11 protein-coding genes are annotated in these 13,945 nt (G+C 62.5%); 1 reads left to right on the forward strand and 10 read right to left on the reverse strand.

Going from position 1 to position 13,945, the window contains the following annotated elements; all coding sequences use genetic code 11:
* Positions 1–195 precede the first annotated feature (195 nt).
* A complete protein-coding gene (locus tag XH80_RS06540; RefSeq protein WP_271597853.1) occupies positions 196–1,509 on the forward strand; it encodes an adenylate/guanylate cyclase domain-containing protein in 1,314 nt (437 codons plus the stop codon).
* Between the two features lie 154 nt (positions 1,510–1,663).
* Here XH80_RS06540 and XH80_RS06545 read toward each other — a convergent pair whose 3' ends face one another.
* The 10 genes from XH80_RS06545 to XH80_RS06590 all read right to left on the reverse strand — a co-directional run bounded on the left by XH80_RS06545 (position 1,664) and on the right by XH80_RS06590 (position 13,855).
* Positions 1,664–3,325 carry a GMC family oxidoreductase gene (locus XH80_RS06545; protein WP_271597854.1) on the reverse strand — a complete coding sequence of 554 codons (1,662 nt, stop codon included), beginning with the start codon at positions 3,323–3,325 and terminating at the stop codon, positions 1,664–1,666.
* Positions 3,322–4,839 carry a GMC oxidoreductase gene (locus XH80_RS06550; RefSeq protein WP_271597855.1) on the reverse strand — a complete coding sequence of 506 codons (1,518 nt, stop codon included), beginning with the start codon at positions 4,837–4,839 and terminating at the stop codon, positions 3,322–3,324. The genes XH80_RS06545 and XH80_RS06550 overlap by 4 nt, the downstream gene beginning before the upstream one ends.
* Before the next feature lie 27 nt (positions 4,840–4,866).
* Positions 4,867–5,979 carry an ABC transporter ATP-binding protein gene (locus XH80_RS06555; protein WP_271597856.1) on the reverse strand — a complete coding sequence of 371 codons (1,113 nt, stop codon included), beginning with the start codon at positions 5,977–5,979 and terminating at the stop codon, positions 4,867–4,869.
* Positions 5,980–5,983: 4 nt separating this feature from the next.
* Entirely contained in the window at positions 5,984–6,931 is a 948-nt protein-coding gene (locus tag XH80_RS06560; protein ID WP_271597857.1) for a carbohydrate ABC transporter permease, read from the reverse strand.
* A complete protein-coding gene (locus tag XH80_RS06565) occupies positions 6,928–7,875 on the reverse strand; it encodes a carbohydrate ABC transporter permease (RefSeq protein ID WP_271597904.1) in 948 nt (315 codons plus the stop codon). The genes XH80_RS06560 and XH80_RS06565 overlap by 4 nt, the downstream gene beginning before the upstream one ends.
* Positions 7,876–8,022: 147 nt before the next feature.
* Positions 8,023–9,288, reverse strand: a complete 1,266-nt coding sequence (locus XH80_RS06570) for an ABC transporter substrate-binding protein (RefSeq protein WP_271597858.1) — start codon at positions 9,286–9,288, stop codon at positions 8,023–8,025.
* Between the two features lie 152 nt (positions 9,289–9,440).
* A complete protein-coding gene (locus XH80_RS06575) occupies positions 9,441–10,214 on the reverse strand; it encodes an enoyl-CoA hydratase/isomerase family protein (protein ID WP_271597859.1) in 774 nt (257 codons plus the stop codon).
* Complete coding sequence (locus XH80_RS06580) at positions 10,211–11,800, reverse strand: acyl CoA:acetate/3-ketoacid CoA transferase (RefSeq protein ID WP_271597860.1); 1,590 nt, start codon at positions 11,798–11,800, stop codon at positions 10,211–10,213. The genes XH80_RS06575 and XH80_RS06580 overlap by 4 nt, the downstream gene beginning before the upstream one ends.
* A 7-nt stretch (positions 11,801–11,807) precedes the next feature.
* Entirely contained in the window at positions 11,808–12,803 is a 996-nt protein-coding gene (locus XH80_RS06585) for a Gfo/Idh/MocA family protein (protein WP_271597905.1), read from the reverse strand.
* 5 nt (positions 12,804–12,808) lie between these two features.
* Positions 12,809–13,855 (reverse strand): LacI family DNA-binding transcriptional regulator, encoded by a 1,047-nt coding sequence (locus tag XH80_RS06590; RefSeq protein WP_271597861.1) that lies wholly within the window; start codon positions 13,853–13,855, stop codon positions 12,809–12,811.
* Positions 13,856–13,945: the final 90 nt, after the last annotated feature.

Consider the following 13,945-nt stretch of genomic DNA (forward strand, 5'->3'; position numbering starts at 1 on the left):
CTCTGGCGGAAAAATCGTCGTTTTGACCAACGGCCGGGCACTTCTGGTGGACCCTTGACTCCGGACAAATCGCTGCACTCCCCTGGCGGAAGCGATGGGCCAGAAGACGACATTGTGGGGCTTGCTGTTTTTCCATCGTCAGGTCAGGTTTCAGAATTCGGCCGGGTAAGGCCCGGTGAACCTGTAGGAACGCCCATGCAGCCGGTCACGCAATACGCCAAGAGCGGCGATGTTCACATCGCCTACCAGTCGTTCGGCAGTGGTCCGATCAATCTAGTTATGGTTCCGGGGTTTGTATCGAATGTAGAGAACTATTGGGAAGAGCCCGATCTCGCTCGCTTTCTAAATCGTTTGGGCACCTATGCCCGAGTAGTAACCTTCGACAAGCGCGGGACCGGCATGTCAGATCGGGGCGTGGAGCTTCCCGGCCTGGACCAACGTATGGACGATCTCCGAGCGGTCATGGATGCCGCCGGCATGGAACAGGCGGCACTCCTTGGGATTTCTGAAGGCGCTCCGCTGTCCGTCTTATTTGCGGCAACCTACCCCGACCGATGCCGCGCGCTGGTGCTCTATGGCAGCTTTTCACGGTTTTCCTACTGGTTTCCAACCAACGAAGCGCTCGAGGCGTTTTTCGGTTACGTTGAGCAGGCATGGGGCACAGGCGGCAGCGTACAGAAGTTCGCGCCTTCTCGCGCGAATGACGCGGCTTTCCAACGCTGGTGGGGGCGCAACGAGCGGCTCGGTGCCAGCCCAGCCGCCGTAAAAGCTCTCATGAGCATGAACAGCCAGATCGAAATCAGCGGTATCCTACCGGCGGTTCGGGTGCCAACCCTCGTGATCCATCGGACTGGGGATAAAACTGTCAGTGTTGAGGGCGGGCGCGACGTGGCGGCCCACATTCCCGGCGCCCGGCTTTTTGAGCTTTCGGGTAGCGACCACATTTTCTACGTCGGAGAAAACGCAGGCGAAATTTCTGATGCTATCGAGGAATTTTTGACCGGTTCAAGGACGTCAGTCCCGGTCGACCGTGTCCTTGCGACGGTTCTCTTCACCGATATCGTGGGCTCAACAGAGAAGGCCGCTGAACTTGGGGATCAACGCTGGCGTGATCTTCTCCACAATCATCACGCAACGATCCGGCGCAATCTCCAGCGGTTTCGAGGCCAGGAAGTGAAAACAACTGGAGACGGTTTTCTCGCTACTTTTGACGGTCCGGCCCGCGGCGTTCGCTGCGCCTCGGCCATTGCGGAGGAAATCAGGCCGCTCGGCATAGAGGTTCGTGCTGGGCTGCACACAGGCGAGTGCGAAATGATCGGCAATGACGTCAGCGGTATCGCTGTCCACATAGGAGCGCGGATTGCGGCACTTGCCGGCGCAAGCGAGGTTCTGGTGTCGAGCACCGTCAAGGATCTGGTGGCCGGTTCAGGGTTGCGCTTCAAGGACCGTGGCACCCGATCCCTCAAGGGTATCCCGGGAGAGTGGCGCATATTCGCAGCCGAACGTTAAGAGCTGCCTCCGAGCACTACACCATCTCCACTTGATGTCTGAGGTGGGTCAGAAGCTCCTGTTTGCCCAGCAGTCGGGCGCTTTCGTTTCAAGCTTGCCCATCTCCTCCTTCAGCTTCGTCAGCTTCTCGGTCTCGCGTCGAAGTGCAACGATCTCAGCTCTTACTCTCTAGGATATTCAACACGTTACGTTCCGTGTTCACCGACTGTGGCGCGCAGAGCGTCGTCTTTCCGAGAATCAGATCGGCCGCCTTCTCCGCTATCATGATGGTGGGCGCGTTCGTGTTGGATGACGTGACGCGCGGCATCACGGAAGCGTCGCAAATCCGCAGACCATCGATCCCACGAAGTCTCAGCGACGGATCGACCACCGCCAGCTGGTCGGTGCCCATCCGGCACGTGCCTACAGGGTGATGATCGGTCTTGCAGGTCCGATACGCATAGTCGGCGAGAGCAGCTTCGCTTGTGGCGGCAACACCGGGCATCCGCTCGACCATGACGAATGGCTCGAGCGCGGGTTGCCGGAGAATTTCACGGGCCATCTTCAGCCCCTCGATCGCTGCCGAGCGATCACGCGCATCAGACCAGTAGTTCGGGTCAATCAAGGGCACCGCGGTAGGATCGCCGCTTGCGAGCCGCACGGTGCCACGCGAGCGGGGCCGCAGGAATGCCGAATTGAGCGTGACGCCGGCGTTGCGGAGCTTCTCCACGCCCGCCTCGATTCCCGAGCCGAGCCCGAGGTGGAATTGCACGTCGGGCCATTCCAGCGCTCTCGCCGCCGGGTCGGCGTACCAGAAGCCTCCGGTCTCAAACAGGGTGGACGCGACCGGTCCGCGCTTGAACAGGAGATATTCCAGTCCCGCCCAGATCGTGCGGTGCAGCTTCGCATAGCCGTCGTAGGTAAAGTCACCCTTGCACTCCGCAATAGCATAGAGGTCGAGGTGGTCCTGAAGATCCTCCCCTACACCAGGCAAATCGTGGATTGGCTTGACGCCGACTGCATTCAGATGGTCGGCCGGACCGATCCCCGATAGCAGCAGAAGACGAGGCGATCCGATCGCGCCGGACGCAAGGATGACCTCCCGCTCGGCGCGAACGATCTCCCCCTGCCCTCCACGAACCGACTCGATTCCTACTGCACGTCCATTCTCGACCACGATCCGCGTGCTGTAGGCGCCTGTGAGAACGGTGAGATTCGGTCGGCCACGGATCGGCTTCAGGTAGGCGGCGGCGGTCGAGCACCGCCGCGCATCTCGCACCGTCACCTGATAGTGCCCGACACCCTCCTGCCGGGTACCGTTGAAATCGGGATTGTAGGGCATTCCATATTCCTGCCCGGCTCGCAGAAAAGCTTCGCTGATCGGCAGCGGGTTGACGGGCACCGAGACGCCGAGCGGACCACCGCGCGCATGGTAGGCGTCGACGAAACGCTGGTTGTCTTCGGCACGCTTGAAATACGGCAGGACGTCCGCGTAGCTCCAGCCCGTCGCGCCATCCGCCGCCCAGCCATCATAGTCGCGGGCATTTCCGCGGGTGTAGACCTGCGCGTTGATGCTGGAGCCGCCGCCGAGCACCTTCGCCTGAGTATAGCGCAGCACCCGCCCGCCGAGGTGGCGCTGGGGCACCGTCGAGTATCCCCAGGAGGCGATGCCTTTGGTCATCTTGGCAAACCCCGCCGGCATGCTGAACAGCGGATTATTGTCGCTGCCGCCTGCCTCGAGCAGGAGCACCCTGATCGACGGATCGACGCTCAGGCGGTTGGCAAGAACGCAGCCGGCGGAGCCGGCGCCGACGATGATATAATCGTAAACCGTCATCTCATGTCCTTATGAGTTCGAAGATCGGTCCTCGCAACGTGATCTGCGACGCGCAACGCTTGGGCGGCGATCGTCAATGACGGGTTCACCGCCGCCGAAGTCGGCAGGAACGACGCATCGACAACGAACAGATTGGGGTGATCAAAGGCGCGGCAGAACGGATCGAGCGGTGATGTCGCGGGATCGAGACCGATGCGCACCGTCCCACATTGATGCGAGGGCGTTCGCCGGTCGAACGCCTTTGAGAGTACCATCGGGTAACCCGCGGCACGCAGCCGTTCCTTCAACGTCGCCACCAGCGCCAGATGGGTCGTCCAGTTCGAACGCTGCCAGTCGAGCCGGATGTTCGCACCATCGACCGTCACACGGCTCTCGGCGCTCGGCAGGTCTTCACTCATCGCATACCAGTCGACCGCATGCCGGCTCATCAACCCAAGCGCCCGTTCCGGTGCGAACGGCATATTGGCCTTCAGAATCGGCGCGGTGACACGTCCAAGCAACTGGACGTTGCCGAGCGGCGGGCCGCCGCGCCCATCATCGAGATAGTAATCGTTGATGCCGATCGTCTTCTGGTAGACCGAGTCGTTCACGACGCGCGGGTCGATCGCCAGCACGGCCGAGGAATTGTGGTTCATGAAATAACGGCCGACCGCATCGGAGCGGTTCGCGATGCCGGCCTGTGACGAGCGCAGAAGCAGCGCGGCCGAATTGACGGCGCCCGCCGCCAGCACGATGATCCCAGCACAGATCATCCTCCGCTCACCGGCTTGGATGACCTCGACGCCGGCGATTCGTTTGCCGTCCGGCTCGTCGACGAGCCGCTCGACCTGCGCCTCCTCGCGCAGCTCGACATTGTCGTGGGCGAGAGCACAAGCCAGCCCACAGGACTCCGCATCCATCTTGCCGTGTCCCGCGTCGGGGAATGCATCCCAGGGAGTCTTGGCGCGTTTGAGCCATGTCTCGATGTCGATGCCGAGCGGCAACGAAAACGGGTTGAGCCCGATCTTCTTCAGGCGCTGTCGCACCACGGCGATCGCCGGCTCATCCGGCACCGGGCCGAACGGATAAGGCGCGGAGTGAAAAGGTTCGGAGGAATCATCCCCGAGCGCGCCGCGCACGTTATAGAGCTGCTCCGCGCGGCTATACCACGGCTCCAGCTCGCCATAGCTGAACGGCCAGCCCGGCGTCGTTCCATCCCGGTGCGCGATAGGAGCGAAGTCTTCCGCGCGATAGCGGATCAGCACCGCCCCGTAGAGCTTAGTATTGCCGCCGACGTAATAGTAATTGCCGGGATTGAAGGCCTGCCCTGCCCCATCGAGCCAGGACTCCTGCGGCCGGAACACCCCGCGCTGAAAGATCGCCCTCGCGTCTCGCGCAGCCTCGCAGTCGCGCAGACGCTGGCCGCGCTCGAGGATCACGATCTTTGCGCCCGTCGGCGCCAGACCTGCGGCAAAGGTCGCACCGCCCATTCCCGATCCGATGACGAGGACATCGGCTGTCTCCGTGGTCTTCATGCAGGTCTCGCAGCACTCGTTCGCCAGTCAGATACGGCGCGTCGTGGTTGGGTCGAACAGCACCGCCTTGTCGAGATTGAACGCGAAAGTGTGCGGCTGTCCGAGCCGGACGTCAGCATCGGCACGCATGCGGGCGGTCACCTCCTTGCCAGCGACCCGGACCACGACGTAGGTGTCCGATCCGGCAGGCTCGATGACTTCCACGTTGGCATCGAACCTGACAACCGATTTGGCGTTACGGTCCATGCTTTCGTCATCGTTCACGGCCTCGGGGCGAATGCCGAAGATCACCCTGGCACCGTCCTTGAGCCCGGCAGCCTCGGCACTCGCGGGCACGGGCAGCATGATCGATGACCCATCCTTGCGCGCGAGCGCGATCCGCCGCTGGCCGTCCGCTTGCATGACCGCGCCTTCGAGCAGGTTCATCGCCGGCGATCCCATGAAGTCCGCGACGAACATGTTGGCGGGACGATTATAGATTTCGCTGGGGCTTCCCACTTGCTGCAGTTCGCCATTCTTGAGCACTGCGATCTTGGTCGCCAGCGTCATGGCCTCGATCTGATCGTGCGTGACATAAACGATCGTCGTGCCGGTCGTCTGATGCAGACGCTTGATCTCGACCCGCATGTCGACGCGCAGCTTGGCATCGAGGTTCGACAACGGCTCGTCGAACAGGAAGACACTGGGCCGCCTGACGAGCGCCCGTCCCATCGCGACCCGCTGTCGCTGTCCGCCGGAGAGCTGGCTCGGTCGGCGCGATAGGAGATGTTCGATCTGCAACGTCCTCGCGACAGAAGCGACCGCCTGGTCGCGCTCCGCTCGAGGAACACCGCGCATCTCCATGCCGAACCCGATGTTCTCGGCCACCGACATGTTCGGGTACAGCGCATAGGACTGGAACACCATCGCGATGTCCCGTTTTGACGGGTGCAGGTCGTTGACAACAGCACCGCCGATGCGGATCTCACCCGAAGAGATCCCCTCCAGGCCCGCAATGGTGTTGAGCAGGGTCGACTTGCCGCAGCCGGACGGGCCGACCAGAACCAGAAAGCCTCCCTTCTCGAGCGTTATATCGATCCCCTTCAGAACCTCTATCGTCCCGAAGCGCTTGCGAAGCGAGTTGATCTCAAGCGTGGCCATTTCTTCATCCCTTTACGGCGCCAGCCATCAGGCCGCGGACAAAATATCGACCGGCAATGACATAGACGAGCAGCGTCGGTGCCGCGGCGATGATCGCGGCCGCCATGTTGACGTTGTATTCGACCACCCCCGTCGAGGTGTTGACGAGATTGTTCAGCGCGACCGTCATCGGCGCGGTGTCGCCGGCCGCAAAGGTCGAGCCGAACAGGAAGTCGTTCCAGATATTGGTGAACTGATAGATCACGGTGACGATGATGATCGGCGTGGAGTTCGGCAGCAGGATCCGGCGGAAGATCTGGAAGAAGCTTGCCCCGTCGATCATGGCGGCCTTGACCAGCTCGGACGGAAACGCCGCGTAATAGTTGCGGAAGAACAGGGTGGTGAATCCCAGCCCATAGATGACGTGCACGATCACCAGATTGACGGTCGCGTTGCCGAGACCGAACGACCAGCCGGTCAAGTCAGCGAGATTGACTCCGATGCGGCCGAGCATGCCAAGGATCACGGCCATCGGGATGATGACCGACTGGAACGGGATGAAGCAGGCGAACAGCATCATCCCGAACACAAGCTTGTGGCCGGGAAAGCTCCACTTGGTGAGGACGTAGCCGTTCAATGCACCGAGCAGAGTCGAGATCAGGACGGCCGGAACGACCATTTTGACCGAGTTGAAGAAATAGCCGCTGATCCCGCGCGTGTCCGACACTCCGATGCGTGCCTCGCCCCATGCCATCGACCAGGGCGCGAACGTCAGGTGCCGCGGGAGAGCGAACATGTTGCCGCCGGTGACCTCGTCAAGCGGCTTGAGTGACGTCATCACCATGACCAGAAGCGGCACGAGATAGACGAGCGCAAACAGAAACAGCAGACCATAGATGACGATGCGGGTCGTCCGCGAATGGCCGGGACCGCGGCGCGACGACGTTGACGTGACCAGATCGGCGGCGCTCATCGGTTCTGCTCCCTGGTTTCCGAATAGATATAGGGAACCATGATCGCCGCGATCGTCATCAGCATGATCACCGCGCTGGCCGATCCGATCGCCATCTGGTTGCGGGTGAACGTGTAGGAGTACATGAAGGTTGACGGTAGCTCCGCGGCCCCGCCGGGATTCTTGCCGGTCACCGACAGCACGAGGTCGTACGACTTGATCGCCATGTGGGCCAGCACGATGAGGGCCGAGAAGAAGACGGGACGTATGATCGGAATGACGATGCGGCGATAAGTCTGGTAGGTCGATGCACCGTCGATCTGCGCAGCCTTGAGGATTTCGCCGTCAACGCCGCGAAGCCCGGCGAGAAACATCGCCATGACGAAGCCCGAGCTCTGCCAGATCCCAGCGATCGCGACGCAATAGATCATCATCCTGGGATCGACGACCCAGTCGAAATGGAAGCTGGTCCATCCCCAGTCGTGCAAGGCGTTCTCGAGCCCGATGCGCGGATCCAGGAACAGCTTCCAGGCCGTGCCGGTGACGATGAACGACAGCGCCAGCGGATAGAGATAGATCGGCCGCAAAATGCCTTCGCCGCGAATCTTCTGATCGAGCAGGATCGCCAACAGCAGGCCGAGGAACAGGCAGAAGAAGATGTAGAGGCCGCCGAACAGACCCATGTTGACGAGCGCGGTGTACCAGTTCGATGGCGGGTCGGTCTCGAAGGTCCAGTTCCACAGCCTCAAATAGTTGGTGAAGCCGATGAGGTTGGTAGTCGGAAACGCCTTCGAGCTCGTGAACGACAGAAACAGGGTCCAGAGATTGAAGCCATAGACGAAAAGCAGCACGAGCAGGAATGACGGCGCCAGTACAAGCCGTGGCAACCAGTCCTGGAACCGTCCGCGCAGAGACGGGCCGAGCTTCCGCCGGGTCATCGCGGTTGTCGCTTCGCGCTCGGTCATCGCGGTCATGATGATCCTCCGAAAGCCACGCCCCTCGCCGCGATGAGCCCTGGGCGGCGACGCAGGCGCAACGATGACTTGCTTTGATTTCGACGGCCTCTCTCCCGTTCGCGGAGCAGCGCAGACGGGAGAGGAGTCGCCGAACCATTATTTGGCGGCGTTGATTGCCTTCACGAGCTCAGTCACGGCGATGTCCGACGTCTTGATCCCGCCATGCATGAACTTCGTCACGACATCGTAGTAAGCCGTGGCGATGGCCGGCGGCTGGGCGTAGTTCTGAGCGAGCGAGCCGAAGAACGTTCCCTTTGCATTGGCCGCCTTGACGTCCGCGATACCCTTCTTGCCACACATGTCGAAAGCGGCGTCGGAAACGTCCGTTCTCGCCGGGACGGAGCCCTTGATGACATTGAACGCCGACTGGACGTCAGGATTCATCGTCACCTGCGCGAGCGCAAGTTGCGCGGCCTGGCGATCCGCCGGGACCTTGAAGAATGCGAACATGTCGGAGTTGTAGAAGACGGAGCCGTCGGTGCCCGGGAAGCGGTAGCAGAGGTAGTCCTTTCCCGCCTCTTTGTGCGCTGCCGCGAACTCACCCTTAGCCCAGTCGCCCATCACCTGCACGAGCGCGTCGCCCTTGATCACCATGGCGGTAGCGAGATTCCAATCGCGTCCGGTGTAGTTCGGGTCGACGTAGTCTCGCAGCTTGGCCAGGTTGTCGAACGCCTTCTTCATCGTATCGGACTTGAGCGCGCCTTCGTCGAGGTCTACGAAAGCCTTCTTGTAGAAATCGGTGCCGCCGGTCGAGGCGACGATCGAATCGAACATCGTCGCCTCCTGCCAGGGTTGGCCGCCGAGCGCGAGCGGAATGACGCCTGCCTTCTTTGCCTTGTCGAGCAGCGCAACGAACTCATCAAAGCTCTTCGGCTCCGTACCGCCGATCTTCTCCATCACGGCCTTATTCAGCCAGATCCAGTTGACGGAATGAATGTTGATCGGAACGGCACCCCATTTGCCGTTGGTCTTGGCAAACTTCTGCAGTGCAGCCGGCACAACCTTGTCCCAGCCGTCCTTGCCCGCAAGCGACGAAATATCGGCGAGCGAGCCCTGTTCGGCATACTCGAGTGCGTAGTAGCCGAGGATCTGCGACGCGGTCGGCGGATTGCCCGCGGCGACGTTGGCCTTCAGCGTTGTCATTGCGGCGCCACCGCCGCCGCCGGCGACCGGCACGTCCTTCCAGGCATATCCCTGCTTGGCCACGGCCTGCTTGATGACGTCGAGTGCGGCGGCCTCGCCGCCTGACGTCCACCAATGCAGCATCTGCACTTCCTTGACGTCCGCCGCGTGCGCCAGCGTCCCATAGCTGATGGTGACGGCAGTCAAAGCCGTCGAGATCAGAAATGCGCGGAACTTCATACGCGTGTCCCTTCCCTTTTTTGGTCGTTTCCTGCCGGAAGCGGTCCGGCACCGTTTCGAGAGGCCTGTTCGGCTCTTGAATCTCTTTATCGTTGTCGTCTGCGGTTGCCGCCGAAACCCACCAGAAGCGGCCCGCCTTCAAAGCTCCTTTCCTAGTGTCCAACAAAACGAGCGGCACGCTTGCCCCTGAAGGCGGCAATGCCCTCGGCGAGATCATCGGTGGTGGCGGTGAGCGCGCCGGCAAGCCCTTCGATAGGGGCGTCCCTGTCCTCCCCTTCGGCCGCATTGATCATGGCCTTGACGATCTGCACGGCGAGCGGGCCGCGCGCGGCAACATCAGACGCCAGACTCTCGGCACGTTTCAGCGCCTGGCCACCGTCGGTCACTTCGTCGACCAGGCCGAGCTCGCAGCCTTCTTCGGCCGTGAACAGACAACCCGTGAGCGCCATGCGCCGCACGACGGAGGCACCGAAGCGGCGAACCAGGCGCTGCGTTCCCGACCAGCCCGGCGCCATGCCCAGTCCCGTCTCCGGAAGCCCCAGCTTGATGCCGCGCTCGGCGATGCGCACGTCCGCCACCGCGGCGAGTTCCAGTCCGCCGCCGAAGGCGTGGCCGGTGAGCGCTGCAATGAGCGGCACGCGCAGGCGGGCCAGCGCCTCGAACGCGCGATGACCCGCGCGCGTCCAATCGCGCCACATGTCGAGCGCCGGCAGGCCGCCCCAGGCCGCGATATCACCGCCGGCGCAAAACGCCTTGCCTTCGCCGAACAGGATCGCCACGCGGGTCTCGCGCGAGGCCTCGATGGCCCGCGCCGCCTCGCCGAGCGCCTCGACCATGTCGCGATCAAGCGCATTGAGCTTGTCGGGGCGCTTGAGGCCGAGGCGGGCGATCGATCCCTGGAAGGTCAATTCGACAAATGGGCTCAAGCTGCCCTCCGCAATTCAAGGCCAATCGGTTCGGGATGGAACAGCGCGGCCGACATCCACTTCAGATTGCCGCTAACTCGTAGATCAAACTCTGATTGTGCAAGCACATCGCGCTGCAAGTCAACACCGGGCGCGATCTCGACGACGGTGACGCCCTCTGGTTCGAGCCTCAGGACGCAGCGTTCGGTGACGTAGACAATCTCCTGCCCCTGCGCGACCGCCCGCCTGCCCGAGAAGGACACTTGCTCGACCTCGTTGACGAGCTTCCTGACCTTGCCTTCCCTGGCAATCCGCAATGAGCCGTCCGCGATCTCGAGCCCTGCGCCCGCGGTGAAATAACCCGAGAACACGATGCGCTTGGCTCGCGCCGTGATGTCGACAAAGCCGCCAGCCCCGGCCGTCACATGGGGACGGAGGCCGAGCTTCGAAACGTTGACCGAACCCGAGCGATCGATCTGCAGAAACGAGAGCAGCGACATGTCGAAACCGCCGCCCTGGAAATAAGTGAATTGATGTGGCGACTGGACGATGGCCTCGGCATTGGACGCACAGCCGAACTGGAAATCGAGCAGCGGAATGCCGCCGATGGCGCCCTGCTCGATCACCCAGGTGACCGCGCCGTGCCGGCCTTCCTCGATCAGAATACGCGGGACGTTGGCCGAAATGCCGAACCCGATGTTGACCGCATCGCCGTCGCGTAGCTCCATCGCGACGCGGCGCGCGATGGCTTTGCCGACGTCGAATTTCGGCGTCTCGAACGAGGCGATCGGCCGAAATATCTCGCCGGAAATCGCGGGCTCATAGGGCGTGTTCGTGGTCTGCAGTTGGTCCGGGGCCACGACGATGACGTCGACGAGTACCCCGGGCACGACGACGTCGTGAGGACGCAAGGTGCCGGCAGCCGCGAGGCGCTTGACCTGGGCGATCACGAGGCCGCCATTGTTGCGCACGCTCAGCGCCTGATCGAGCGGCCCGAGAATGCCGCCCTCGTGCTCATAGGAGAGGTTGCCGCGCTCGTCCGCAGTGGTGGCGCGAATGATGGCTACCTGCGGAACGATGCTCGGGAAGAACAACCAATCCTCGCCGGCGAAGTTCACACGACTGACGATCGGCTCGGCGACGGCCTTGGCGTTCATCGCGCAGCCCTCGCGCGTCGGGTCGACGAAGGTGTCCATGCCGACCTTCGTCAGCACGCCCGGGCGCTTCGCTGCGGCTTCACGATGCATGTCGAAAAGGATTCCCGACGGCACGTTGTAGGCGGGAATGGTATTCCCGGAGATCATCTCCCAAATCGCAGGGGGAGCCGCTGAGGAAGGGCCGGACGGATAAGAGCCGGCCAGGACCCTCCTGAGGCATCCAGGCTTTGCGACGTGATCGATGCCTTTGACGCCCCACATGTCACCGGCAGCGATCGGATGCAGCGTCGTCAGGTTGCGCGGGCGGCCTTCGGCATCAAATCTTGCGCCGATCGCGGCGAGCACCGCGTCCGGGCAGCCCAGCCCTGACGACGAAGAGACCGTCACCACGGCGCCATCGGGGATTAGACGGGCCGCCTCCGAAGCGCTCAAGACCTTCGTTCGTGCCATATCCGCCTCAGATCGTCAGATCGATGGAAGTCTCGCGTCCCGTTCGTGCAGCCTCGCGCGTCGACAACGCGACGCTCAAGGACTTGATTCCATCCTCGCCCGTAGCCGACGGCGCGCCACGAGCAGCAACAGCGTCGCCGAACAGGCGTACCGCCCGCAGATAGAGATTCTCGTGCGCGATCGTGAGCTGCCTCTCGCCGTCTTTGGTGCGCAGCAGGACTTCGCCTTTGGGCTGCTGGGTCATGCAGTCTGTCCCGATCAGCGATCCCTCTTCGCCGTGGACCTCGAAGCCGGTTACCGCGTATCTGGTCGTGAAGGCGTCGTGGAACTGAGCAATCAGCCCGCTTTCGAAGCGCACCACCCCCATGACGCCGTCTTCGAGTCCTGCCCGGCCCAAACCACCCCGCGACGTCATCGCCGTCACGGCGACAGGATTGTCGTCGAGCACGAAACGCATGGTATCGGCATCATGAACGGTAATGTCGAGCACGACGCCGCCGCCCGCTCCCGGCCTCTCAATCCGCCAGCCCTGCAGGTGCGGCGGAAGATAGACCGCATGAAACACGCGGGCGAACAGAGGCTTGCCAATGTGGCCCGCCTTGATCGCGGCATGAATTGCGCGATGGGTGGCCGCGTTGCGCAGATGATGGTTTGTCCCCATCTGCACGCCCGCCGCCTTGCAGGCCGCGACCATTCGCCTTGCGTCCGCCAAGCTCAACGCGAGCGGCTTCTCGCACAGCACGTGCTTGCCGGCCGCGGCCGCGGCCAGCGTTTGCGAACAATGGTGCTCATTTGTTGTCGAGATGTAGACCGCATCGATACCGCTTCCGAGCAACGCGTCGAGGCTGGTTGTTGCTGTCGCGATCCCGTTCTCGCTGGCAAATCGCTGCCCGCGCTCCGGATCGCTGCTCATCACAGCCACCACCTCGCCGCCCGCTCCGCGGATGGCCTCGATCATCCACTCGCGCGCGATTGTACTTGCACCGATCAATCCCCAACGCAGGTCACTCAAGATGCAATCCTCCGTTTGAAATCCGCCCCACAACTCTCCCGAACGACCAACCGCGCTTCGCCCACATAACTCTCGAGACGACGCTCGCCCTCGTTGATCTGCCTCAGCAGCATCTGCGCGGCGCGCTCTCCGAGACTGCCAGCATCGACCGACACAGTGGTCAGAGCGGGAGAGACATGACGGGCCTCGGTGGTATCATCGAAACCGACGACGGCAACATCGCGTCCGACGGTCAGCCCCTGTCGTGCGATCGCCAACATCGCGCCGATGGCCACGACGTCGTTGAAGCAAACCACCGCTGTTGGTCGCCTCTCCAACGACAGCAAACGCTTCATGGCGTCGAAGCCGCCATCCTTCGTTGGCATGCTCTCAATGGTCCGCGCGGGCTCGACGGCAAGTCGCGCCTTCTCCATCGCGCCGGCAAACCCGGCAACGCGGTCCTGGAAAACGACCATCCGGCCGACGCCGCCGACGAAAGCAATATCGCGATGGCCGAGCTCGATCAGATGCTCGGTCGCTCGCGCTGCACCGGCCAGATTGTCGGAAACCACCAGCGACGCCCGGGTTCCGATGATCCGCCGGATCGCAAGCACGATGGGTAGACGCACCTCGAGCCGCGAGATTTCCGCCACGTCAGTGTCGAGCGCCGGACAGAGGATCAGACCGGCGGCGCCATGCTCCCGCATTGAGCGCACCACCTCAGCCTGCCGGACGACGCTTTCAGCGGTATTGGCGATGAACGGAACAAAGCCGGAGTTTTGCAGGGCGCGCTCGATGCCAATGGCAAGCTCTGCGAAAAACGGGTTCGACAGGTCATTAATGACCATTCCAACGATGTCGGCCCTCGCGCGCCGCAAGCTCGCGGCACCGCGGTTGTAGACATAGCCGAGAGCGTCCATCGCCCCTGCCACGCGCTGACGCGTCTCCTCTTTGACGAGAGGACTTCTCTTGAGCACAAGCGACACCGTCGACTTCGACACGCCCGCCGACTTGGCAATGTCGAGGATCGTCACCGCACGAGTCTTGCGCCCCACACGCGCCATGCCCTTCGCGAGCCTCCCGGAATTTGGAACGTTCCAATACTCCTATTCTCGACATGGCGCAAGGGCTATAAAATCAGTGAATCCGGAATT

This window comes from Bradyrhizobium sp. CCBAU 45384 (assembly GCF_028128665.1).
Lineage (GTDB): Bacteria > Pseudomonadota > Alphaproteobacteria > Rhizobiales > Xanthobacteraceae > Bradyrhizobium > Bradyrhizobium manausense.

Excerpts from the sequence above, each read along its gene's own strand:
- XH80_RS06580 (WP_271597860.1), bottom strand. The coding sequence starts at position 11,800 with ATGGCACGAACGAAGGTCTTGAGCGCTTCGGAGGCGGCCCGTCTAATC.
- XH80_RS06550 (WP_271597855.1), bottom strand. The coding sequence starts at position 4,839 with ATGAAGACCACGGAGACAGCCGATGTCCTCGTCATCGGATCGGGAATG.
- XH80_RS06565 (WP_271597904.1), bottom strand. The coding sequence starts at position 7,875 with ATGACCGAGCGCGAAGCGACAACCGCGATGACCCGGCGGAAGCTCGGC.
- XH80_RS06570 (WP_271597858.1), bottom strand. The coding sequence starts at position 9,288 with ATGAAGTTCCGCGCATTTCTGATCTCGACGGCTTTGACTGCCGTCACC.
- XH80_RS06545 (WP_271597854.1), bottom strand. The coding sequence starts at position 3,325 with ATGACGGTTTACGATTATATCATCGTCGGCGCCGGCTCCGCCGGCTGC.
- XH80_RS06540 (WP_271597853.1), top strand. The coding sequence starts at position 196 with ATGCAGCCGGTCACGCAATACGCCAAGAGCGGCGATGTTCACATCGCC.
- XH80_RS06555 (WP_271597856.1), bottom strand. The coding sequence starts at position 5,979 with ATGGCCACGCTTGAGATCAACTCGCTTCGCAAGCGCTTCGGGACGATA.
- XH80_RS06590 (WP_271597861.1), bottom strand. The coding sequence starts at position 13,855 with ATGGCGCGTGTGGGGCGCAAGACTCGTGCGGTGACGATCCTCGACATT.
- XH80_RS06560 (WP_271597857.1), bottom strand. The coding sequence starts at position 6,931 with ATGAGCGCCGCCGATCTGGTCACGTCAACGTCGTCGCGCCGCGGTCCC.